This window comes from Allobosea sp. NPDC003192 (genome assembly GCF_050275675.1).
GTDB lineage: Bacteria > Pseudomonadota > Alphaproteobacteria > Rhizobiales > Beijerinckiaceae > Allobosea.
Genome location: NZ_JBNNPK010000008.1, coordinates 230,647 through 252,762, shown reverse-complemented (window position 1 = coordinate 252,762; position 22,116 = coordinate 230,647). Strand labels below are relative to the sequence as shown.

At 67.4% G+C, this 22,116-nt stretch carries 18 protein-coding genes; 11 read left to right on the top strand and 7 right to left on the bottom strand.

The annotated features are described in order from the left end of the window. The first annotated feature begins 13 nt into the window (after positions 1-13). From lpdA to ACQKLX_RS13745, 3 genes are all read left to right on the top strand, one after another. The gene (gene lpdA / locus ACQKLX_RS13755) at positions 14-1,411 is read left to right on the top strand and encodes a dihydrolipoyl dehydrogenase (protein WP_427362127.1); all 1,398 of its coding nucleotides are present in this window, start codon (positions 14-16) and stop codon (positions 1,409-1,411) included. A 112-nt stretch (positions 1,412-1,523) separates the two neighbouring features. After that, positions 1,524-3,017: an amidase gene (locus ACQKLX_RS13750; protein ID WP_427362126.1), complete on the top strand. Its 1,494-nt coding sequence runs from the start codon at positions 1,524-1,526 to the stop codon at positions 3,015-3,017. An 89-nt stretch (positions 3,018-3,106) separates the two neighbouring features. Then, positions 3,107-4,693, top strand: coding sequence for an ABC transporter substrate-binding protein (locus ACQKLX_RS13745; RefSeq protein ID WP_427362125.1), 1,587 nt, complete (start codon positions 3,107-3,109; stop codon positions 4,691-4,693). 192 nt (positions 4,694-4,885) lie between these two features. On the opposite strand, the gene ACQKLX_RS13740 is transcribed toward ACQKLX_RS13745, so the two are convergent. After that, positions 4,886-6,487, bottom strand: a complete 1,602-nt coding sequence (locus tag ACQKLX_RS13740) for a gamma-glutamyltransferase (protein ID WP_427362124.1) — start codon at positions 6,485-6,487, stop codon at positions 4,886-4,888. Between the two features lie 97 nt (positions 6,488-6,584). Next, positions 6,585-7,421 (bottom strand): endonuclease/exonuclease/phosphatase family protein, encoded by an 837-nt coding sequence (locus ACQKLX_RS13735; protein WP_427362123.1) that lies wholly within the window; start codon positions 7,419-7,421, stop codon positions 6,585-6,587. A gap of 173 nt (positions 7,422-7,594) precedes the next feature. Here ACQKLX_RS13735 and ACQKLX_RS13730 point away from each other — a divergent pair, with 173 nt between their 5' ends. After that, on the top strand, positions 7,595-9,142 hold the full coding sequence (locus ACQKLX_RS13730; RefSeq protein ID WP_427362122.1) for a phospholipase D family protein: 1,548 nt from the start codon (positions 7,595-7,597) through the stop codon (positions 9,140-9,142). 21 nt (positions 9,143-9,163) lie between these two features. Here ACQKLX_RS13730 and ACQKLX_RS13725 read toward each other — a convergent pair whose 3' ends face one another. Then, positions 9,164-10,414, bottom strand: coding sequence for an ROK family transcriptional regulator (locus ACQKLX_RS13725; protein WP_427362121.1), 1,251 nt, complete (start codon positions 10,412-10,414; stop codon positions 9,164-9,166). Positions 10,415-10,581: 167 nt separating this feature from the next. Between ACQKLX_RS13725 and ACQKLX_RS13720 the strand changes: the two genes are divergently transcribed. The 7 genes from ACQKLX_RS13720 (at position 10,582) to ACQKLX_RS13690 (ending at position 18,411) form a co-directional block, all read left to right on the top strand. Further along, the gene (locus ACQKLX_RS13720; RefSeq protein WP_427362120.1) at positions 10,582-11,841 is read left to right on the top strand and encodes an extracellular solute-binding protein; all 1,260 of its coding nucleotides are present in this window, start codon (positions 10,582-10,584) and stop codon (positions 11,839-11,841) included. A gap of 261 nt (positions 11,842-12,102) precedes the next feature. After that, the gene (locus ACQKLX_RS13715; protein WP_427362119.1) at positions 12,103-13,026 is read left to right on the top strand and encodes a carbohydrate ABC transporter permease; all 924 of its coding nucleotides are present in this window, start codon (positions 12,103-12,105) and stop codon (positions 13,024-13,026) included. Further along, positions 13,026-13,862 carry a carbohydrate ABC transporter permease gene (locus ACQKLX_RS13710; protein ID WP_427362118.1) on the top strand — a complete coding sequence of 279 codons (837 nt, stop codon included), beginning with the start codon at positions 13,026-13,028 and terminating at the stop codon, positions 13,860-13,862. Before ACQKLX_RS13715 ends, ACQKLX_RS13710 begins: the two co-directional genes overlap by 1 nt. 5 nt (positions 13,863-13,867) lie before the next feature. After that, positions 13,868-15,385, top strand: a complete 1,518-nt coding sequence (locus tag ACQKLX_RS13705; RefSeq protein WP_427362117.1) for an argininosuccinate lyase — start codon at positions 13,868-13,870, stop codon at positions 15,383-15,385. Then, positions 15,385-16,440 carry an ABC transporter ATP-binding protein gene (locus ACQKLX_RS13700; RefSeq protein ID WP_427362116.1) on the top strand — a complete coding sequence of 352 codons (1,056 nt, stop codon included), beginning with the start codon at positions 15,385-15,387 and terminating at the stop codon, positions 16,438-16,440. The genes ACQKLX_RS13705 and ACQKLX_RS13700 overlap by 1 nt, the downstream gene beginning before the upstream one ends. Then, positions 16,437-17,396: a carbohydrate kinase family protein gene (locus tag ACQKLX_RS13695; RefSeq protein ID WP_427362115.1), complete on the top strand. Its 960-nt coding sequence runs from the start codon at positions 16,437-16,439 to the stop codon at positions 17,394-17,396. Before ACQKLX_RS13700 ends, ACQKLX_RS13695 begins: the two co-directional genes overlap by 4 nt. Next, positions 17,389-18,411 carry an SIS domain-containing protein gene (locus ACQKLX_RS13690; protein WP_427362114.1) on the top strand — a complete coding sequence of 341 codons (1,023 nt, stop codon included), beginning with the start codon at positions 17,389-17,391 and terminating at the stop codon, positions 18,409-18,411. The genes ACQKLX_RS13695 and ACQKLX_RS13690 overlap by 8 nt, the downstream gene beginning before the upstream one ends. A gap of 7 nt (positions 18,412-18,418) precedes the next feature. Here ACQKLX_RS13690 and ACQKLX_RS13685 read toward each other — a convergent pair whose 3' ends face one another. The 4 genes from ACQKLX_RS13685 to ACQKLX_RS13670 form a co-directional block, all read right to left on the bottom strand. Further along, positions 18,419-19,705 carry a TRAP transporter large permease gene (locus ACQKLX_RS13685; RefSeq protein WP_427362113.1) on the bottom strand — a complete coding sequence of 429 codons (1,287 nt, stop codon included), beginning with the start codon at positions 19,703-19,705 and terminating at the stop codon, positions 18,419-18,421. After that, on the bottom strand, positions 19,702-20,199 hold the full coding sequence (locus ACQKLX_RS13680; protein ID WP_427362112.1) for a TRAP transporter small permease: 498 nt from the start codon (positions 20,197-20,199) through the stop codon (positions 19,702-19,704). The genes ACQKLX_RS13685 and ACQKLX_RS13680 overlap by 4 nt, the downstream gene beginning before the upstream one ends. 164 nt (positions 20,200-20,363) lie before the next feature. Further along, positions 20,364-21,356, bottom strand: a complete 993-nt coding sequence (locus ACQKLX_RS13675) for a sialic acid TRAP transporter substrate-binding protein SiaP (protein ID WP_427362111.1) — start codon at positions 21,354-21,356, stop codon at positions 20,364-20,366. Between the two features lie 78 nt (positions 21,357-21,434). After that, positions 21,435-22,109 (bottom strand): GntR family transcriptional regulator, encoded by a 675-nt coding sequence (locus tag ACQKLX_RS13670; protein ID WP_427362110.1) that lies wholly within the window; start codon positions 22,107-22,109, stop codon positions 21,435-21,437. Positions 22,110-22,116 lie beyond the last annotated feature (7 nt).

The window sequence follows — 22,116 nt, the reverse complement described above, 5'->3', positions numbered from 1 at the left end:
GCGGGAGCGAGCCATGACCGACATCACCTGCAAGCTCCTCGTCATCGGCGCCGGCCCCGGCGGCTATGTCTGCGCCATCCGCGCCGGCCAGCTCGGCATCGACACCGTCATTGTCGAGAGCACCAAGCTCGGGGGCACCTGCCTCAATATCGGCTGCATCCCGTCCAAGGCGATGATCCATGTCGCCGAGGAGTTCGAGAAGGCGGCCCATGCCGCCGCCGGCAAGACGCCCTTCGGCCTGACCGCGGCCGAGCCGAAGCTCGACCTGAAGCAGGCCGTCGCCTGGAAGGACGGCATCGTCCAGCGCCTCAACAACGGCGTCGCCGGCCTGCTGCGCAAGGCCAAGGTCAAGATCGTCCACGGCCAGGCCCGCTTCCGCGACGGCAAGACCGTCGCGGTCGAGACCGAGACCGGCCCCAAGACCATCACGGCCGAGACGATCGTGATCGCGACCGGCTCGGTTCCAGTCGAGCTGCCCTTCCTGCCCTTCGGCGGCAACGTCATCTCGTCCACTGGCGCACTCGTGCTGACTGATTTGCCGAAGCGCCTCGTCGTGGTCGGCGGCGGCTATATCGGGCTCGAGCTCGGCACCGCCTTCGCCAAGCTCGGCAGCAAGGTCACCGTGGTCGAGGCGCAGGAGAAGATCCTGCCACTCTATGACGCCGAACTGACCGCGCCGGTCGCCAAGAGCCTCTCGGCACTCGGCGTCGAAGTCCTGCTCGGAGCCAAGGCGCTCGGCCCGACCGCCAAGGGCGACGGCCTGCGCATCGAGACGGCCGACGGCAAGGAGCGCGAGCTGCCGGCCGACAAGATCCTGGTCACGGTCGGCCGCGCCCCCGCGACCAGCAAGCTCGGCCTCGACGAACTCGTGCTCGACATGGACGGCCGCTTCATCCGGATCGGCGAGCGCTGCGAGACCTCGATGCGCGGCATCTACGCCATCGGCGACGTCACCGGCGAGCCGATGCTGGCCCATCGCGCCATGGCGCAGGGCGAGATGGTCGCCGAGATCGTCGCCGGCGAGCCGCGCATCTGGGACAAGGCCTGCATCCCGGCGGTCTGCTTCACCGATCCCGAGATCGTCTCGGCCGGCCTCTCGCCGAGCGAAGCCAAGGCCGCCGGCTTTACGACCAAGATCGGCCTATTCCCGTTCCAGGCCAATGGACGCGCCATGACCCGCCATGGCGAGGCCGGTTTCGTGCGCATCGTCGCGCGGGCCGACAACCATCTCGTCCTCGGCATCCAGGCGGTCGGGCAAGGCGTCTCGGAGCTCTCCGCCGCCTTTGGCCTCGCCATCGAGATGGGCGCGCGGCTGGAAGACGTCGCCGGCACGATCCACGCCCATCCGACCTTGGGCGAGGCGTTCCAGGAATCGGCGCTGAAGGCGCTCGGCCACGCCTTGCACATCTGAGGCGAACGCAGGCCGGGGTTCAACCCGGCGAGGGTTGACGCAGGAGCGCAGGCCGCTTCGACTGGCAGGACGGGTCAGTACGGACCCGCCCTGACTGCCGGAGCTTCCTGCCGTGACCGAACCCTGCGATCTCGATGCCGTCACCGCCCGCCGCCTGATCGGCGAGAAGAAGCTCTCGGCAACCGAACTGCTCGAAAGCTGCCTCGCCCAGATCGATGCGATCGATCCCGCCGTCAACGCCATGGTGGCGCGCGACGACGCGCGCGCTCGCGCCACGGCGAAGGCGGCCGACGCGGCCACCGTGCGCGGCGATGATCTGCCGGCGCTGCACGGCCTGCCGATCGGCATCAAGGATCTGGAAGACGTCGCCGGCCTGCGCACCACCTATGGCAGCCCGCTCTTCGCCGAGCATATCCCGACAGAGGACCAGGGCATCGTCGCCTCCGTGCGCAAGGCCGGCGCCGTCATCGTCGGCAAGACCAACACGCCCGAATGGGGCGCCGGCGCCAACACCCGCAACGCCGTCTATGGCGTGACCGGCAACCCGTTCAATCCCTCGCGCTCGGCTGCCGGTTCCTCCGGCGGCTCGGGCGTCGCGCTCGCGACGAACATGGTACCGATCGCGACCGGCTCGGACACCGGTGGTTCCTTGCGCAACCCGGCCGCCTTCAACGGCATCGTCGGCTTCCGCCCCTCTCCGGGGTTGGTACCGAGCGACAAGCGCGCGCTCGGCTGGAACCCGCTCTCGGTGCTCGGCCCGATGGCGCGCAACCTGCCCGATCTCTGCCTGCTGCTCTCGACCATGGTCGGAGACGATGCCTGCGACCCGCTGGCGACGACGATCCATGGCAAGCAGGTCCGGCGGCCCGGGGATTTTGCTCGGCCGGACCACTGCGATCTCGCCTCGCTCAAGGTCGCGATCACCCCGGATTTCGGCTTCACTCCGACCGAGAAGCACATCCGCGAGGTCTTCGCCGACAAGGTCGGCCGCTTCAGCAAGGTCTTCGGCCGGGCGGACGAGGCCACCCCGAACTGTGCCGGCACCGATGAGAGCTTCGAGGTGCTGCGCGCCGTCAACTTCCTCGCCGGGCAATATGAGCGCGTGCGCGACACGCCCGAACAGGTCGGCCCCAATGTCCGTGCCAATGTCGAGGAGGGCCTGCGCTATGGCGCGCTCGACATCACCCGCGCGCTGAAGCAGCAGACGGTGATCTATCACGAGTGGCAGCGCTTCTTCGAACGCTACGACATCATCCTCTCGCCGGCGATGACACTCTCGCCGCGGCCCTGGTCCGAGCTCTATCCGGCCGAGATCGACGGCAAGCCGACGCGGACCTATTTCCACTGGCTGGCGAACGCCTATGCGGTGACGATCGTCGGGCACCCCGCAATCTCGCTGCCGGTCGGGCTCGACCGCAACGGCATGCCCTTCGGCCTGCAGATCGTCGGCCCGCGCGGCGGCGACGCCAAGGTGCTTGCCGTCGCGGCGGCGCTCGAGTCACTCTTGGCAGGCGATCCGCTGACGGCGCGGCCCAAGCCCGACATCGCCAGGCTGAAGGCCGCGCCGAAGCTCGCGGACAGCCCGAATTTCCTTGGCTTCGACTAGTCGGGGCCGGGCCATTTTTGTCCTATCAAAAGCAGAAAAGAACAGGACTCATCAGCAGTAATATCCAATCATAAAAGGGGAGAGACCATATGAAGCGTCGTCAGTTCCTGCAGGGCACGGCAGCCGCCGCCCTGTTCGCTCCAGCGCTCGCCCGGGAAGCCATGGCGCAAGCGCCGAGCGCGACCGTGCTCAAGATGGCACCGCAGGCCAATCTCACCTCGCTCGATCCGATCTGGACGACGGCGACCGTGACCAACAATCACGGCTATTACGTCTTTGACACGCTCTATGGCGGCGATCTCGACCTGAAGCCGCAGCCGCAGATGGCCGAGGGCCACGAGATCTCGGCCGACGGCAAGGTCTGGAAGATCAAGCTGCGCGAGGGCCTCGCCTTCCATGACGGCCAGCCGGTCCGCCCGGCCGACTGCATCGAGAGCCTGAAGCGCTGGTGCCAGCGCGACCCCTACGGCCAGCTCCTGATCAAGGCGGTCGAGGCCTGGGGCGCGCCGGACGAGCGCACCATCGAGATCAAGCTGACGAAGGCTTTCCCGATGATGCTCGATTGCATGGCCAAGGCGGACAACCCGCCCTTCATCATGCCCGAGCGCCTGGCCAAGACCGAGGCGACCAAGCAGGTCACCGAGATGACCGGTTCTGGCCCCTACAAATTCGTCGCGAGCGAGTACGTCTCGGGCAGCCGCGTCGTCTACGAGAAGAACGAAGCCTACAAGCCGCGCAGCGAACCGCCGAGCCGCAATGCCGGCGGCAAGGTCGCGCATTTCAAGCGGATCGAATGGCCGATCCTGCCCGATCCTGCGACGGCCGCCGCTGCCCTGACCAAGGGCGAGATCGACTGGTGGGAGCGCCCGCTCGCCGACCTGCAGCCCTTGCTCGCGAGAAGCCCCGACGTCGTCCGCGAGGTCATCGACAAGAACGGCCGCGGCTCGATCATGCGGCTGAACCATCTCCAGCCGCCCTTCAACAATCCGAAGGTGCGCGCCGCGGTCCGCCTGGGCGTCAACCAGGAAGACTATATGCGGGCGTCGCAAGGCGACGACACCACGGCCTGGCAACTCTGCCGGAACCTGTGGTGGCGCGGCACGCCCTATTACACCGGCGAGCTCGAGGACCTGATGCCGCAGAGCCTCGACAAGGCCAAGGCGGCGCTGAAGGCGTCCGGCTACAACGGTGAGAAGGTCGTCATCATCAACCCGACCGATTTCCCCGATATCGGCCCGCTCGGCGACGTCACCTATGAGCTGCTGAAGGCGATGGGCATGAATGTCGAGATGGCCGCGAGCGACTGGGGCACGGTGATCCAGCGCCGCAACAGCCGCGAGCCGGTCGAGAAGGGTGGCTGGAGCATCTTCCACACGACTGGCGCAGCCGTGGGCTGGGGCAACCCTGCCCTCTCCAACCTGGTGCGCGGTCCGGGCGACAAGGGCTGGTTCGGGTGGTGGACCAACGCCAAGGCCGAGGAGATGGCCGAGGAATGGCTCTATGCTCCCGACGAGGCCAAGCAGAAGCAGGTCGCCGTCGCGCTCGGGCGGTTGGCGCTGGAGGAATGCGCCACCATCCCACTCGGCCAGTTCGTGATCAAGACGGCCTATCGCAAAGGCCTGTCCGGTATGCTGCCGGGCTCGGCGCCCTATCCTTGGGGGCTGAAGCGGGGGTAGCGCCTGGCCTCTGACCGTGACGAGTGAAACGCGATGAACCCTCTCCTGTAAGGAGAGGGTAGGGTGAGGTGTAGGCCGTTCAACCAGTTGCGTGAGGCCTGACAGCGCTGTCGGGTTCAGGCTGACGTTTCCGCTCCGAACACCTCACCCCTGCCCCTCTCCTTCCAGGAGAGGGGTTCTGCCTCGCATCCCTCAATTCGCCGCCACCGCCGCCGACCAGGGCGAGGCGGCGTCGCTGATGCCCTCCTGCCCGTCCTGCCCGGCCCGCACCATGTTCGGACAGGCGAAGTTGAGCGGCAGAACGCCGTGCTCGACCACGGTCAGCGGGCCGGCTGCCGCCAGCGCATCGAGCGTGCCCTCAGGCAGGCGCGCATCGGCGCTGGTGCCGTCCGGACCGGAGACATCGATGCGCGGCTGGTGCGCGGCATCCTCCAGGCTCATGCCGCTGTCGAGGGTGAAGGCCAGCATCTGGTAGACGCTGGCGAGGATGCGCCGCCCGCCCGAAGCGCCGGCGCCATAGCGCGGATAGCCGCCATCGGCAGGGGTCACCACCACCGGGCACATATTGCACAAGGGGCGTGCGCCCGGCGCGATCGCGTTGGCGCTGCCCGGGCGCGGGTCGAACCACATCATGCCGTTGTTCATCAGCACGCCAGTATCCGGCAGGACGAGCCGGCTGCCCATCGAAGACAGCAAGGTCGTCGTCAGCGCGACGATGGTGCCCTCGCCGTCGACCACGGTGAGATGGGTGGTGCAGGTTTCGCATGGCTCCTTCGCAGCCTGCGCCGCGCCGAGCCCTTCGAGCCGGCTGGCATAGGCCTCGCGCATCACCTGCGAGAGCCTGACGAACCAGGCCGAATCCGGGCCGCCCTCCGATGGCGGACTCGAAGCCATTCCCTCGACCACCGCCTGCAGGGTCGGCGCCGCCGTCAGACCGCCGGCGGTATGGATGCGGTGCGTGCCGCGCCAGTCGATCACCGGCGCCTCGCGCACGCTCGCGCGGCAATCGGCAAGGTCCTGTGCGTCAACCACGCCGCCAACCGCGGCGATGTCGGCCGCCAACCTCTTCGCCAGCTCGCCGCGATAGAAATCGTCGAGGCCGGCCTTGGCGAGATGCTCCAGCGTGCTGCCGAGATTGCCGAGCGTCCGGAAGCCCGGTACGCCCTGATAGGGTGGCACCGGCGGGAGGCCGTCCGGCAAATAAATGCGGGCGCTCTCCTGATAGAGCCGCAGCACGGAGGCCGAGGAGGCGATCTTCAGCGTCGTGTACCAGTCCTGCGCCAGGCCGCGCCTGGCCAAGGCGATCGCGGGCGCGAGCAGGTCGGAAACCGGCATGCTCGTGCCGAACCGCTCCTTCAAGGTCGCATAGCCCGAGACCGAGGACGGGATGCAGAAGGAAAGCGGTCCGTGGATATTGCGATCGCCTTCGACCTCGGGCCAAGCGAACAGGTCGAGCTTCATCGCGCCGGTCAGCGGGTAATCGGCCGGATCGGCGCGGCGCGGCGCGACGGGGCCAAAATCGACGACCTCAGCCCGGCTCTCTCCGGCCTTGAGCACGACGCCGAAGCCGATGCCCCCCAGCCCGCTGTTCCAGGGCTCGAGCGCAGCCAGGGCGAAGGCAGTCGCGACGGCGGCGTCCGCGGCATTGCCGCCGGCTTCAAGGATCGCCGCACCGGCCGCAGCCGCCTCATGATTCTGCGAGACGACGACGCCCTTGCGCCCGCGCGCCGACGGCTTGGTCAGGCTCCAGTTCTGGGTGCGGTAGGCACGGGTGCGGCGCGGCTCGGTCGTCATTGGGCAGGATCCGGTCTGATGGGAATGCCATCGTGGCATGCCCCCATCGACGCGTCACTTGAGGATGCCTCAAGCCTGCCCCGCGACAAGCGCTGGCTCAGTGTGCCTGGCGCTCCTCGCCCGGCAGATGCACCACCGCCTTGATCGGCAGATGGTCGGAAGCCAGCCGCGACAACTGGGTGTCGTGCAGATCCACCTGCGTGATCGTCTCGGCCGGATAGGCGACAATGCGATCCAGCGCCCAGATCGGGAAGCGCGCAGGAAAGCTCGGGATCGCCGCCTGCAACGGACCGAATTTCGGCGCGAGGCCATGCAGGCTCGACTTCTTGCCGATCCGCCACTCGTTGAGATCTCCCATCAGGAAGATGGGTCGTCCATCGGTCGGCTTGGACGCATTGATCAGCGTCTCGACCTGGCGCGAGCGCGAATGGCGCAGCAGGCCCAGATGCGCCGCGACGACCCGGATCGGCGAGCCGCAGACGGTGAGGTCGGCGATCAGCGCCCCGCGCGGCTCGACGCCGGGCAGGACGAGCTGGCGCGTCGCGGTGACGGCGCCATCTCGGAAGAGCACGACATTGCCGTGCCAGCCATGCCCCTGCCAGGCGCTCTGCACCGGCACCGGCTTCAGGCCTGTGCGGCGCTCGAGACGCGCCAGGTCGAGCAGGCCGGAGCGCTCGCCGAAGCGCTGGTCAGCCTCTTGCAGCGCCACGACGTCGGCATCGATCTGGCGGATCACCTCGATGATCCGGTCGGGATCGAAGCGGCGGTCGCGGCCTACGGCCTTGTGGATGTTGTAGGAGGCGATCTTCAGCTCGGTCGCCGGCGAGGTGCTGGCGAGCGCCTGCTGCCCGGCGGTCTCGCGCGTCCAGCTCGACATCTGCGGCGGGCGCAGCACCCTGATCCGACGCAACCCGCGCCCTTCGAACTCTAGCATCCGGCCGGCATCTCCACGACGACTCACTCGCTCAAGAGGCTCTTGGCTCAAAAGCTCTTAGCAAGAGCCTTGCCATGATCAATTCCCGAAAGCGGCAAGGGTTCGATCGGCGCTGAGCGAACGACTCGCGAGGATAGGGGTTATAGGAAAAACGGAGCTCCGGCAGTCGCTGAATGTCATTTCTCGAAGTCTTGATCGCTGCCCTGGCCTTGCTCGCGCTAATCGCGGTCGCAGCCGCCTATTCCTATGGCCGCTTTGCCCGCCACACCAGCGCTCCGCCTTCGCGTGCACTTCCACCGGCCGACGCCGAGACCCCGATCGACCGCGCACTCGTGCCGATGCTGACCGCCCACTCCGATCTCAACGGCGTCGTGCTGCTGGCCGACGGGGCGCGCGCCTTCGCAGCGCGGGCTCTCACCGCCCGCAGCGCGGGCCGCAGCCTCGACCTGCAATATTACTATTGGCGCAAGGACACGGCCGGCCGCCTGCTGATGCGCGAGATCATCGCTGCCGCCGATCGCGGCGTGCGTGTTCGCCTGCTGATCGACGACATCAATGCCCGCGGCAACGATTCGATCTATCTCGCGCTCGACTCCCATCCCAACATCGAAGTCCGGCTGTTCAACCCGAGCCGGAACCGATCCAACGGCATCCGCCGCGGTCTGGAGCTCGCGCTCCGCGCGTTCCGCGTGACGCGCCGGATGCACAACAAGGCGTGGATCGCCGATGGCCGCCTCGCCATCATCGGCGGCAGGAACATCGGCGACGCCTATTTCAACGCGGCGCAGGCCAGCAACTTCCACGATCTCGACCTGCTCGTCGCCGGTGAGGCGGTCGCGCAGGCCGAGGCAATCTTTGACGGCTTCTGGAACAGCCCGACCGCGGTCCCGATCGCCTCGCTGAGCCGACCCATCGCCCGGCGCCTGCCGAGCCTGCCGGTGCCGCCGATCGCCCGCGACCGTGCCAATGCGTCAGCGTTGCAGCGCCTCGTCGAAACGCTCGACGCCGCCACAGCCCTTGCCGAACTGCTGGGCGAGTTGCGCTGGATCGCGCAGGTCCAGATCATCTCCGACCCGCCTGAGAAGGCCATCGCTGCCGGAGAGCAGGGCTGGCTGGCGCGCCGGCTCTACCGGGCGATCGCCGAGACGCGAAGCGAGCTGCAGATCACCTCGCCCTATTTCATCCCCGGCGAGCGCGGCCTGCAGGCGCTTTCGGCCTTGGTCGCACACGGGGCCGAGGTCACGATCCTCACAAATTCGCTGGCCGCTACCGACGTCGTCGCGGTCCATGGCGCCTATGCCAGTTATCGCAAGCGATTGCTGCAGCAAGGCGTCAAGCTGTTCGAATTGCGTCCAGAACTCATGCCTGCCGGCGTCTCCCTCTTCGGCTCGAAGGGCGCGAGCCTCCACACCAAAGCCTTCACCGTTGACCGGCACACTGGCTTCATCGGTTCCTTCAATTTCGACCCGCGCTCGGCCTCGCTGAACACGGAAATGGGCGTGGTCGTCGTCGATGACGGTCTCGTCGCCGAAATGCGCGAGATCTTCGCCCAGGAAACCACGCCACATTGCGCTTTCCGGCTCGGCCTCGACCAGGGCCGCGTCTGCTGGGATGACGGACCCCAGCGTGACGGCCGTTTGTTGCAGGAGCCCGTGGCCGGCCTCGGCCGTCGCCTCACAGCGGCGGTGATCCGCCTCCTGCCGATCGAATCGCAATTATGAGGGCAGCTCGGCGCCCCGACACTAGGCCGGGACGGTTTGATCGGCTTCGCTCGCCTCGGCAACCGCCGGATTGCGCACCAGGCGCGGCGCGATCGCATCGAGGAGTGGCAGTGCCGCTGCGCCGAGGGCCGCCGTGAGCTGACCGGTGGTGCCACGCTGGATGCGCGGGATGGCACGGCCATCGCGCCGGGCGACGGAGAGCGGCAAGGGGTCGGCGGCCGAGATCAGCGCATCAATGACGCTATCGGGAAGTCCACCACCGAGAATGATCGTCTCCGGATCGAACAGGTTCTCCAGCATGGCGAGCACCGGCGCCAACAGCGGCCCGGCCTGGGCGATCCAGCCAAGCAGGGCTGGATGCCCCTCTGCATGGAGCCGGGCAATGCCGTCCGCGTCGACCTGAGTGATACCAGCCTCGCGCAGCGTGTCCTGCAAGGCCGAGGGCGAGACATAGCGTTCGAGACAGCCCTGGCGACCGCAAACACAAGGCAGGCCCCGCGGCACGGCCGGGACATGGCCGAGTTCGCCGGCGTTGCCATGGGCGCCGCGAAAAGGCTCGCCGCCGAGCATCAGCCCGAGGCCGAGACCGAGCCCGAAATAGACCAGGCAGAAATGCCTGAGATTGCGGCCGAGACCGTAGAGATGCTCGCCGACCGCAGCTGCTGTCGCATCGTTCTCCACCGTCACGGACGTCGCCAGCGCCGCGCTCATCAGCGCCGTCACGTCGCGGCCGGTCCAGCCGGGCAGCGCCGTCGAGCCGACGGTGATCGTGCCCTCGAAATCGAACGGGCCGGGCATGACGACGCCGCAGCCAAGCAGGCGTTCCGGCAGCCCCCTTCCCGCCCGCGCGCGCCTGAGCTCAGCCGCCGCCAGCGCCTGCACCGCCTCGACCGACAGGTCGGACAGGGGCACGACCCGCTGCGCTCTGACCTCGCCGGTGAGGTCGACCAGCACGGTGGTGATATGGTCGGCCGCGATCTCCATGCCGGCGGTGACGCCGCCATCGGCGTTGAGCGCGAACTCGACCGGCGGCTGGCCGCGCGCCGTGCGCCGCCGCCCCAGCTCGACCAGGAAGCCCTCCTCCAGCAATTCGGCGACGATGTTCGAGACCGCCTGCGCGGTCAGCCGCGTCAGGCTGGCGATGTCGGAACGGCCGAGCCGGCCATGCTGGCGCAGCGTCTCCAGCACGACCCGCCGGTTGTGGCGGCGCGCCCGCTCAGGATTGGCGCCGAGGGCGACGCTATGCGCGGCCGGGAGCTTGCGATGCGGCATGATGGGCAGCCTCTTTCGTCCGCACAGGCTGCGCCGGCCATTAATCAAACTCAAGTGAATTAATCTATTGACAGCAGGCGAGCAGCGGGAGAGCCTGCCTGCCGAACGTCCGGCAGCCGGGAGCGAGCATGCGGGCGGGCGTCGCAACGAGACGGGGAGGAAGACCCATGCGCGGCTTTCGCGGATTAGTCCTGGGTATTGCCATGTCGATCGGCGCCATTGCCGGCGCCCGCGCCCAGGCGGTCGAGATCGAGTACTGGCAATATGTGTTCGACGCCCGCATCAAGGCGATGAACGAGCTGATCAAGCGCTTCGAGGCCGCCAATCCCGGCATCAAGGTCAAGCACACGACCTTCCCCTATGCCGACTACCAGACCAAGATCGCCGCCGCCGTCCCGGCCGGCCAGGGCCCGGACGTGGTCCAGCTCTATTATGGCTGGCTCGATAATTTCGTCGGCGCCAAGTTCATCCAGCCGCTGCCGCGCGACGCCTTCCCGCACGACGTGATCGAGAAGGAATTCTACCCGATCGTCCAGACGATGAAGCGCGACGGCGAATACTACGGCCTGCCGACCGCGGTGCGCACGCTGGCGCTGTTCTACAACAAGAAACTGTTCCAGGAGGCCGGGCTCGACCCGAACAAGCCGCCGCAGACGCTCGACGAGTATCTCGAAGCCGCCAAGAAGACGGTGAAGCGCGACGCCGCCGGCAACATGCTCTCGGCCGGCGCGGTGATCGACATGCCGGGCCAGGACCTGCACTGGTGGCGCGAGGTGCTGCTGCGCCAGATGGGCGGCAAGCCCTATTCCGACGACAACAAGACCGTCGCCTATGACAGCGAGGCCGGCGCCAAGGCGCTGAACTGGTATGCCGACCTGCAGCGCGTCCACAAGGTCGGCCAGGCCGGCTTCATGGACGAAGGCCAGGCCGCCTTCCGCGCTGGACGCGCGGCGATGACGGTCGACGGCTCCTTCCGCCTCGGCGCCTTCGGCGGCATCAAGAACTTCGAATGGGGCGTCGCCGAATTGCCGGCGAGCGCCGACGGCAAGCGCTCGAACTTCGCCAGCTACTGGGTCAACGCCATCACCGCCAAGCCGACCGGCGCCAAGCTGGAAGCCGCCAAGAAGTTCATGGCCTTCACCACCTCGCCGGAAGCGATGCAGGTCTGGCTCGACATGGTCGGCGAGCTCCCCGCCCGCAAGGCGGCGGCCGAGACCGAGAAGAACCTCGCCCACCCGATTTACGGCCCCTTCCTCAAGGCGCTGAACTATTCGCAGGCGACGGTCTTCGTCGACGAACTGGCGCAGCGCCAGGTCGGGCTCGACATGGCCAACCGGGTCTTCATCCAGAACCAGGACGCCAAGGCCTCGCTCGCGGAAGCCGCCAAGGCCGAGCAGGCGATCCTCGACCGCTTCTACAAGAAGTGAGGACGAACCGCCCCGTCTTTCCGGGGCGCGCCGCAGGCGCGAGCCCGGAACCCATGAACACCACCCTTCCCGTCATGGTCGGGCTTGTCCCGACCATCCACGTCTTTCAGCGGCGAGTGCAGTGTTCAAGACGTGGATGCTCGCCACAAGGGCGAGCATGACGAACTGGAACAGCGCCGTGGTCATGGGTTCCGGGCTCGCCGCTTCGCGACACCCCGGAATGACGAACAGGTCGCAAGCGCAAAGCCATTCCGAGTTGCAATGAGTCCGACGCGCCCCAACGATACGCAAACCCGCCTCTGGCAGGGCCTCACCTTGCAGCAGAAGCAGGTGGTCTGGGCCTGGGGTTTCCTCGCCGTGCCGATCCTGTTCTACGGGCTGATCCGCTTCTACCCGACGGTCGAGGCCTTCATCATCTCGACCACGAACTGGAACCTGATGAGCTCGCCGTCCTTCGTCGGGCTGGCGAACTTCAAGCGGCTGATGGCCGATCCGGTGTTCTGGCAGGTGTTCCGCAACACCTTCCTCTACCTGATCATCGGCACGCCGCTCAGCCTCATCATCGCCTTCACCATCGCCTACCATCTCGACCGCGTGCGCTTCATGCACGGCTTCATCCGGGCGCTCTACTTCCTGCCCTTCCTGACCACGGCGACGGCGATGGCCTGGGTCTGGCGCTGGTTTTACCAGCCGGTGCCGATCGGCCTGATCAACGACCTGCTCTCCTCCTTCGGCTTTGCCCAGCAGCCCTTCCTGCGCTCGACGACGCAGGCGCTGCCGGCGGTGCTGGCGCCGGCGATCTGGGCCGGGCTCGGCTTCCAGGTGGTGATCTTCCTTGCCGGCCTGCGCGCCATCCCGACGACCTATTACGAGGCCGCCCGCATCGACGGCGTCTCCGACTTCGCGATCCTGCGGAAGATCACGCTGCCGCTGCTCAAGCCGACGATCATCTTCCTCGTCGTCTTCTCCTCGATCGGCTTCCTGCGCATCTTCGACCAGGTCTACAACATGACCAGCGGCGATCCCGGCGGCCCGCTCAATTCGACGAAGCCGCTGGTTCTGATGATCTATCAGACCGCCTTCTCCTCCTTCGACATGGGCTATGCGGCGGCGCAGACGGTCGTGCTCTTCCTCGTCCTGCTCTGCGTCTCGCTGCTGCAATTGCGCCTGCTGAGGGATCGCTGATGACCGGCTCGCCCCTCACCCACCGCTTCGCCCCGGGGCGCGTCATCGCCTGGCTGCTGCTGCTCGCCGGCGGCCTGCTGATGCTGACGCCGCTGCTCTTCATGTTCTCGACCTCGCTGAAGGACTCGGCCGACATCTACGATCTCCGGCTGATCCCGGCGGCGCCGACGCTCGACAACTACAAGACCGTGCTCTCGGACGGACGCTTCCTGCGCTGGTTCTGGAACTCGCTGGCGATCGCGACGATCGTCACTCTGTCGAACGTCTTCTTCGACAGCCTCGTCGGCTACACCCTCGCCAAGTTCCAGTTCCGCGGCCGCTACCTCGTCTTCCTGGCGATCCTCTCGACGCTGATGATCCCGACCGAGATGCTGGTCATCCCCTGGTACGTCATGGCCAAGAACTTCGGTTGGCTCGACAGCTATTGGGGCATCATGTTCCCGGGCATGATGACCGCCTTCGGCACCTTCCTGATGAAGCAGTTCTTCGAAACGGTGCCGAACGACTTCTTGGAGGCGGCGCGTGTCGACGGGCTCAACGAGTTCGCGATCTTCTGGCGCATTGCCCTGCCGCTGGTGACGCCGGCGCTCTCGGCCCTGGCGATCTTCACCTTCCTCAGCAACTGGACCGCCTTCATCTGGCCGCTGATCGTCACCACCAGCAAGGAACTCTACACGCTCCCGGTCGGGCTCGCCTCGTTCGCAGTCGAGTCCCAGATCCAATGGGAGCTGATCATGACCGGCGCGGCGCTGGCGACGATACCGACCCTCGCCGTCTTCCTGCTGCTGCAGCGCTACATCGTCCGCGGCGTCGTGCTCGCCGGGCTCAAGGGATAGTTGTCATGACCGCCCATACCGATCCACGCACCAGCGATAAATCCGTCTTCCCCGATCCGGTCTACAAGGAGACGGTGCTGCGCCCGCTCTTCGACGCGGTGAAGACGCATCATGTCGAAGGCTTCCGCGCCGTCGACCGCGCCCATCTCGTCATGCTGGCCGAAACCGGCATTCTCTCCCGCGAGACCGCGTCGAGCATCGCCCGTGCCCTGAGCGAGATCGAGCGCGAGATCGACCCGGCGACGCTGAGCTATACCGGCGAGGTCGAGGACTATTTCTTCCTGGTCGAGGCCGAGCTGCGCAAGCGCCTGAAGGCCGACGACAATGGCCGCCTGCACACCGGCCGCTCGCGCAACGACATCGAGCACACTTTGTTCAAGCTGGCGCTGAAGCCGAGGCTCGACCGGCTCACCGCGCAGCTGCGCGCCCTGATCGGCGCGGCGCTGACGCTGGCCGGGCGCGAGAAGGATACGCTGGTCGTCGCCTATACCCATGGCCAGCCGGCCCAGCCCTCAACGTTCGGCCATTACCTTTCCGCCGCGATCGAGGTGATGCTGCGCGACCATCAGCGCCTGATGCAGGCGCGCGAATTGCTCGACCTTTGCCCGCTCGGGGCAGCCGCGATCACCACCTCGGGCTTCCCGCTCGACCGCCACCGCACCGCCCAGCTGCTCGGCTTCAAGGCGCCTCTGCAGAACTCCTATGGCTGCATCGCCGCGGTCGACTACGTCACCGGCGTCTTCGGCGCGATCGAGTTGGTCTTCCTGCATCTCGGCCGTTTGATCCAGGACCTGCAGTTCTGGACCGCCTTCGAGGTCGGGCAGGTCTATGTGCCGAACGCCTTCGTACAGATCTCCTCGATCATGCCGCAGAAGCGCAATCCGGTACCGATCGAGCATCTGCGCCATCTGGCATCACAGACAGTGAGCCGCGCGAGGCTTGTCCGGGATGTCGTCCACAACACCCCGTTCACCGACATGAACGATAGCGAAGGCGAGACGCAGGAATCTGGCTACCAGACGTTCGAGAGCGGCGGGCGAGTGCTCGACCTGCTGGCGGCGCTGTTCCCGGCATTGTCGGTCGACAGCCGCCGCGTCGCCGAGACCATCCGGCGCTCCTGCATCACCATCACCGAGCTTGCCGACACCCTGGTGCGCAAGGAGGGCCTCTCCTTCCGCGCCGCGCATGAGATCGCCTCGGCGGTCGCTCGCGCTGTCGTCGCCAAGGACGGTGATCTGCCGCGCGACGGCTACGAGCCCTTCGCCGAGGCCTTCCGCCATGCCGCTGGTCGCGAGCCCGATCTCAGCCGCGAAGACTTCGCCACCGCGGTCTCGCCGGAGAACTTCGTCGCCCTTCGCGAACGCTTCGGCGGGCCGGGTCCGAAGGTGCTGGGCGAAGCCCTCGCCGGCTACCGCGCCGAGCTCGCCGCAGCCGAAGACGCTGCTGCGGCCACCGCGAAACGCGAGGACGCCGCACGACGCGAACTGGACGCCGCCTTCACCGCCCTCGCAGGAGTAGCCTGATGGCCGGGATCGCGATCGAGAAACTGGTCAAACGCTATGGCACGACCCAGGTCGTGCACGGCATCGACCTCGACATCCAGGATGGCGAGTTCGTCGTCTTCGTCGGCCCGTCCGGCTGCGGCAAGTCGACGACCTTGCGCATGATCGCCGGGCTGGAAGAAATCAACGACGGCACGATCGCGATCGGCGGCCGGACCGTGAACCGGCTCGAGCCGAAAGAGCGGAACATCGCCATGGTGTTCCAGAACTATGCGATCTACCCGCATATGAGCGTCGCCGAGAACATCGCCTTCGGCCTCTATACCTCCCAGCTCGACAAGGCCGCCAAGCGCAAGCGGGTCGAGGAGGTCGCGGAGGTGCTCGGCCTGACCAAGCTGCTGGAGCGCCGCCCGTCCGCCCTCTCCGGCGGTCAGCGCCAGCGCGTCGCCATCGGCCGCGCCATGGTGCGCGATCCCGCCGTCTTCCTGTTCGACGAACCGCTTTCCAATCTCGACGCCCAGTTGCGCGCGCAGATGCGGCTCGAGATCAAGCGCCTGCACCAGCGGCTGGGCACCACCATCGTCTTCGTCACCCATGACCAGGTCGAGGCGATGACGCTCGCCGACCGGATCGTGGTGATGCGCGACGGCCATATCCTCCAGGTCGGCGCACCGATGGAGCTCTACGAGAGGCCGGCCGACGTCTTCACCGCCCGCTTCATCGGCTCGCCGACGATGAACATCATGCCGGCGAAGATTGGCGATGGCACGTTGCAGCTCGGCGAGAAGCCGCTGGCGTGGCCGACCACGCTGCCTGCCGATATCCTTGTCGGCGTCCGGCCGCAGGAATTGCGCGTGCTGGAGCAGAGCGAAGGCGCCGATCTCACCCTCTCCGGCACGGTCGCCGTGGTCGAGCCGCTCGGCCCGGAAACCTTCGTCCATGTCGAGGCTGAAGGCGGGCTGCTGCTCGCCTCTGCCCCGGCCAAGAACCCGCCTGCCGTCGGCAGCGCGGTCAGGCTCGGCGCTCCCGCTTCGGCGTTGCGGCTGTTCGACGCCAAGAGCGAGCGCGCTCTGTGACCTCCAGGCGACTACGGCCGGACGGGCTGGTGCTCAGCACCGGCCGGCTCTATTGCGACCTCGTCTTCCGCGGGCTGGACGCGATGCCCCGTCTCGGCGAGGAACGCTTCGCCGAGGAGGTCGCGATCGTCCCCGGCGGCGGCGGCTTCATCACCGCAGCACATCTCGCCGGCCTTGGCCGCCCCGCTGCCCTGCTGGCGCGCCTCGGCGAAGACCCGCTCGCCCAATCGCTATTGCCTACCCTCGAAAGCAGCGGCGTCGAGCTCGCCTTCCTGGAGCGCGCGGCCGATGCCGGCCCGCAGCTCACCGTGGCGATGATCCGGGATGGCGAGCGCGCCTTTCTCTCGCGCCGCGCCGGCACGGCCCGACCGGCAACGCTTCCCGCTGCGCTCGGCGATGTCCGCGCTACCCATCTCCACATCGCCGAATTCGCGACGCTGGCCGAGATCCCGCATCTGCTGACCGATGCCAGGCATCACGGCCTCACCGTCTCGCTCGATCCGAGCTGGGACGATGCGCTGATCCGCTCGCCCGATCTCGTCGCGCGCTGTAACGGCGTCGACATCTTCCTGCCGAATGCCTCCGAAGCTCGCGTGATCGCCGGTAGCGACGACCTCGACGCAGCCGGGCGGCGGCTCGCCCGGCATTTTGCGCTGGTCGCGGTCAAGAACGGCGCCGATGGCGCCCGTCTCTACCAGGGCGACGAGCGCATCGCGCTGCCCGCTGCGCCCAGCCGGGGCGTGCTCGACACGACCGGTGCGGGCGATGCCTTCAATGCCGGCTTCCTCGCCGCTTGGCTCGCCGGTCGCTCCCCCGAACGCGCCCTCGCCGAAGGCATCGCCTGTGGTACGCTCTCGGTCCAGAGCGTCGGCGGCGCCGGGCATGTGCTGGACCCGCGCCAGGTCACCCGCATCGCCGATCAACTGCTCGAAGAACCGTTGCGCCGCCATGGCTGAAGCCCTGCTCACTCGCGAGGCGGCCGAGGCCGCCACTGTTGCACGCCATCAGCTCGCCGAGAACGCGGCGGTGATCGCCGATCTCGTCGAGCGCCTGCGCATCAAGCGGCCGGCCTTCGTCGCGACCTGCGCGCGCGGCTCCTCCGACCATGCCGCGACCTATGGGAAATATCTGATCGAACGGGCGCTCGGCCTGCCCGTCGCCTCGCTCGGTCCGAGCCTCGCCTCGGTCTATGGCGGCGAGCTCGATCTCTCCCGTGCCGTGTTCATCGCCGCCTCGCAATCCGGCCGCAGCCCCGATGCGCTGCTGTTGACCGAGGCCGCCAAGCGCGCCGGAGCGCTCGTGGTCGGCTTCGTCAATGACGAGACCTCGCCGCTCGCCGGCATGGTCGATGTGCTGGTGCCGCTGCGGGCCGGATCGGAACGTAGCGTCGCCGCGACCAAGAGCTTCCTCGCCACCTGCCTGGCCTTCCTGCATCTAGCCGCGCAATGGGCTGAGGACGAAACCCTGTCCGAAGCGCTGGCGCAGGCGCCCGAGGCGCTCGACGCCGCGGGGCGCTGCGACTGGACTCCCGCCCTCCTCTCCTGGCGCGAGGCCAGCAGCCTCTATGTGATCGGTCGCGGGCTTTCCCTCGGCATCGCCCAGGAGATCGCGCTCAAGTTCAAGGAAACCTGCCGCATCCATGCCGAGGCCTTCAGCGCGGCCGAGGTGCTGCACGGGCCGCTCGCCTTGGTCGGACCGGGCTTACCGGCGCTGGCGCTCGATCCCGGCGATGAGGGCAGCGAGAGCGTCCGCGCCGCGGCTACGGCCTTCAGCGGTCTCGGCGCCGATCTGCGCTATGCCGGCAGTGCTGCAGGAGACGAAAGCCTTGCGCTGCCGCCCGGCCTGCCAGCAGTCTTGCTGCCGCTGGCGCAGGTCCGTGCCTTCTATGGCGCGCTCGCCGCACTCGCGCAAAGCCGCGGCCTCGATCCTGACCGCCCGCCCCACCTCTCCAAGGTAACGCGGACGGTCTGAGCCGATCTCACTTGCCGAGGACGAGGTTCGGCAGCCAGGTCGTCAGCGGCGGCCAGAGCGTGATCGCGACGAGCACGGCAAGTAGCGGCAGGAGCCAGGGCACAATCGCCCGCGACATCGCCTCGAAGCTGATCTTGGCGATCTTCGAGGTCACGAAGAGCACGACGCCAACGGGCGGCGTGATCGTGCCGATCATAAGGTTGAGCACGAAGATCAGGCCGAACTGGATCGGGTCGATGCCGAACTGCGCCGCGGCCGGCGTCAGGATCGGGATCAGGATCAGCATCGCCGCCAGCGCTTCCATGAAGCAGCCGACGAAAAGCAGCAGCAGATTGACGATCAGGAGGAAGATCAGCGGGTTGCCTGCGAGATCGACCAGCATCGGCCCGACCGTCTGCGGGATGCGCGAGATCGACAGGCACCAGCCGAGCGCCGCCGCCGTCATCACCAGCGCCAGCACGACGCCGGTGGTCTCGACGGTGTGCACGACGAGTTCGGGCAGGTCGTTCAGCGAGAAGCTCTTGTAGACGAAGAGGCCGAGCACGATGGCATAGGCGGTCGCGACCGCTGCGGCCTCGGTCGGCGTGAAGATGCCCGCCATCATCCCGCCGAACAGGATGACCGGCGTCATCAGCGCCCAGTGTGCCTCCTTGTAGGCGACCCAGAGCTGGGCTGCGCCGGGGAAGGGATGGCGCGGCAGGTCGCGCTTCCCCGCGACATAGACGACCATCGCCATCAGCGCCCCGGCCATCAGCAGGCCCGGGATGACGCCGGCGAGGAAGAGTCCGCCGATCGAGACGTCGGCGCTGACGCCGTAGATCACCATCGGCAGCGAGGGCGGGATGATCGGCCCGATCGTCGCTGACGCAGCGGTGATCGCGGCCGCCGTCTCGGGATCGTAGCCCTCGTCCTGCATCGCCTTGATCTCAAGCGTGCCGACGCCGCCGGCATCGGCCACGGCCGAGCCCGACATGCCCGCGAAGATCACGCTGGCGAGGATGTTGGCGTGGCAGAGCCCGCCGCGCAGCCAGCCGACGCAGGCCGTGGCGAAGGCGAAGATCCGGTCGGTGATCCCCGCCGAATTCATGATGTTGCCCATCAGGATGAACAGCGGCGCCGCCAGCAACGGGAATGAGTTGGCCGACTGTGCGATCTTCTGCGGGACGATCCCGAGCGGGAAGCCGCCGAAGAAGGCGAAGGCGATCGCCGCCAGCCCCATCGAGACGAAGAGCGGCACGCCCATCAGCAGGGCGATGAACCAGACCGGCAGGATCTGCAGCATCAGGGTGCTCATAGCGGCTGCGTCCCAGGCTCGGCTGTTTCGATCTTGCGGCCGGCGATGACGTCGCCGATCTCGGCCAGCGCCTGCAGGATCAGCGCGAGGCCGGCGAGCGGCATCACCATGTAGAGCGCGGCGCTGGACACCGGCAGCGCGATCGACTCGACATCCCAGGTCCGTTCGATCAGCCCGAAGGAATAGCGGATCAGGATCGCCGCGAAGAGGATGATCGCGGCCTGCGTCACGATCTCCAGCAGGCGCCCGGCCGGCTTCGGCAGGAGATCAGCAAAGACCGTGATGCGGATATGCGAGCGCCGCCGGGCAGCGATGATCCAGCCGACGAAGCCGGTCCAGACGAGCAGATACTGCGCCAGCTCATCGGTCCAGGCGAGCGGGGCGTTGAGCTGGCGCGAGGCGACGCCGAGGAGAACCGCGACGAGCAGCGCGAGCAGGAGGCCGACTGCAGCGGCGCGGACCAGGCGGTCGGTGAAGGCGACGAGGGGTTTCACTGAACGGCAGGCCCTGATGTTGGGTGATCAAAAGTCGCTGGCGCTACCGTCATGCTCGCCCTTGTGGCGAGCATCCACGTCTTGAACACCGCGCTCGATCAGCGAAGCGAAGACGTGGATGGTCGGGACAAGCCCGACCATGACGGGTGCTGACGAATGCTCGCTTAAAGCGCCGCAAGCGCGTCCCAGGTGCCCTTGCCCCATTTGCTCTCGAACTGCTTGGGCAGGCTCGCCAGCACCGGCTTGCTGAAGCTTTCGAGGTCCGGCTCGGTGACGCTCATACCGGCGGCCTTGAGCGTCGCGACGAGGCTGCCCTCCTGGCTCGCCAGCTCGGCATCCTGCCAGGCGACGCCATTGGCGATCGCCGCCTCCAGGATCATCCGGTCGGCGTCCTTCAGCCCCTTCCAGAAGTCCTGGTTGATGACGATCAGGCGCGGCGTGATGATGTGGCCAGTCAGGATCAGGTGCTTCTGCACTTCCTGCAATTTGGCGCTGTGGATCGTCGGCAGCGGATTCTCCTGGCCGTCGACCGCGCCCTGGCTCAGCGCGAGGTAAAGCTCGTTGAAATTGACCGGCGTCGCCTTGGCACCCCAGGCCTCGACCATGGCGCGGAAGGTGTCGACCGGCGGCACGCGCAGCTTCAGGCCGGCGCAGTCGGCGGCGCTCTTCACTGCCTTGGAGCCGGTGGTGAGATGACGCTTGCCGTAATAGGTCACTGCCGCCATGCGCATGCCGCGCTTCTTGATCAGCTCCTCGTTCATCTGGGCGAAGACCGGCGCCTTGGCGACCTTGGCCATATGGGCCGGGTCGCGCCAGAGATAGGGCGCCTCGACCACCGAGAGCTGCGGCAGGAAGGAGCCGAGCGCGGCGGCGCCGTCCGTCGTCATGGTCAGCGCGCCGGAGGCGACCGATTCCATCATGTCCTTGCCGGAGCCGAGCTGGCCGGCGGGGAAGGACTGGATGTCGACGCGGCCCGAGGTCTTCTCCTTCACCTCCTTGGCGATCCGGTCGACCATCTGCACCTGCGGATGCGTGGTCGGCAGCATCTCGCCCCAGCGCAGCACGGTCGCCTGCGCCCGCAGCACGGTCGGCATCGCGATCATCGCGCCGGCAGCGGTGGAGCCGCCCAGAAAACCGCGTTTCGTCAGCTTCGTCATCGTCGTTCTCCTCCCTGAGCGGCCGGTTTTCCGGCTCGCTGTCCCGGCGCCTCGTTCCGATCGGCGCCTGATCGCTGGTCAGTAGCTCATCGCCCTCGTCCGGGCGTTGTTGATGTGCGCGCTCATCTCGGCCGCAGCCGCCTCCGGATCGCGCGTCTCGATCGCCGCGATGATCTTGAGATGGTCCTGCATCACCGGGATCAGGATATGGTTCTGGATCCGGGTCTCGTACTGCCGGATCAGCCTGATCTTCAGCCAGGTGACGCGGAAGGCCTGACTGACGATGTCGTTGTCGAGATGGTCGATGATCATCTCGTGCATCAGCCGGTCGACATTCTCCGCGTCCTCGATCAGCGTCTCGTCGCCGCCGGCCTCGGCGCGCCGGATGATCGCCTCATGGCGCTGGCGCTGCTCGGCGATCTCCTCGTCGGTGGCGCTCCTGGTATAGGCGGCCGTCGCCTCCTTCTCGAGAAAGAGGCGAAACTGGAAGGCGTTGCGGATCAGGTTGAGGTCGACATGGGCGACCTGCATCCCGCGCTGCGGCACGGTCTTGATCAGCCCCTCGGCCTCCAGCCGCGGAATCAATTCGCGGATGGCGCCAAGCGGATAGCCCGTCATGGCGACGAGCTCGCGCTGGGTGACGAACTGGCCCGGCCGGATCTCGCGGGCAAGCAGCCGCTCGGTGAAGCTGGCATAGGCCCGCTCCCTGAGCTTCAGCGGCTCGCCGTCGCGTTCCGGCTCGGACTGGCTCATCGCATCC

What these genes read in the sequence shown, in the direction of transcription:
- lpdA (WP_427362127.1), top strand. Translation starts at nt 14, where the DNA reads ATGACCGACATCACCTGCAAGCTCCTCGTCATCGGCGCCGGCCCCGGC.
- ACQKLX_RS13745 (WP_427362125.1), top strand. Translation starts at nt 3,107, where the DNA reads ATGAAGCGTCGTCAGTTCCTGCAGGGCACGGCAGCCGCCGCCCTGTTC.
- ACQKLX_RS13740 (WP_427362124.1), bottom strand. Translation starts at nt 6,487, where the DNA reads ATGACGACCGAGCCGCGCCGCACCCGTGCCTACCGCACCCAGAACTGG.
- ACQKLX_RS13735 (WP_427362123.1), bottom strand. Translation starts at nt 7,421, where the DNA reads ATGCTAGAGTTCGAAGGGCGCGGGTTGCGTCGGATCAGGGTGCTGCGC.
- ACQKLX_RS13730 (WP_427362122.1), top strand. Translation starts at nt 7,595, where the DNA reads ATGTCATTTCTCGAAGTCTTGATCGCTGCCCTGGCCTTGCTCGCGCTA.
- ACQKLX_RS13725 (WP_427362121.1), bottom strand. Translation starts at nt 10,414, where the DNA reads ATGCCGCATCGCAAGCTCCCGGCCGCGCATAGCGTCGCCCTCGGCGCC.
- ACQKLX_RS13720 (WP_427362120.1), top strand. Translation starts at nt 10,582, where the DNA reads ATGCGCGGCTTTCGCGGATTAGTCCTGGGTATTGCCATGTCGATCGGC.
- ACQKLX_RS13715 (WP_427362119.1), top strand. Translation starts at nt 12,103, where the DNA reads ATGAGTCCGACGCGCCCCAACGATACGCAAACCCGCCTCTGGCAGGGC.
- ACQKLX_RS13710 (WP_427362118.1), top strand. Translation starts at nt 13,026, where the DNA reads ATGACCGGCTCGCCCCTCACCCACCGCTTCGCCCCGGGGCGCGTCATC.
- ACQKLX_RS13705 (WP_427362117.1), top strand. Translation starts at nt 13,868, where the DNA reads ATGACCGCCCATACCGATCCACGCACCAGCGATAAATCCGTCTTCCCC.
- ACQKLX_RS13700 (WP_427362116.1), top strand. Translation starts at nt 15,385, where the DNA reads ATGGCCGGGATCGCGATCGAGAAACTGGTCAAACGCTATGGCACGACC.
- ACQKLX_RS13690 (WP_427362114.1), top strand. Translation starts at nt 17,389, where the DNA reads ATGGCTGAAGCCCTGCTCACTCGCGAGGCGGCCGAGGCCGCCACTGTT.
- ACQKLX_RS13685 (WP_427362113.1), bottom strand. Translation starts at nt 19,705, where the DNA reads ATGAGCACCCTGATGCTGCAGATCCTGCCGGTCTGGTTCATCGCCCTG.
- ACQKLX_RS13675 (WP_427362111.1), bottom strand. Translation starts at nt 21,356, where the DNA reads ATGACGAAGCTGACGAAACGCGGTTTTCTGGGCGGCTCCACCGCTGCC.
- ACQKLX_RS13670 (WP_427362110.1), bottom strand. Translation starts at nt 22,109, where the DNA reads ATGAGCCAGTCCGAGCCGGAACGCGACGGCGAGCCGCTGAAGCTCAGG.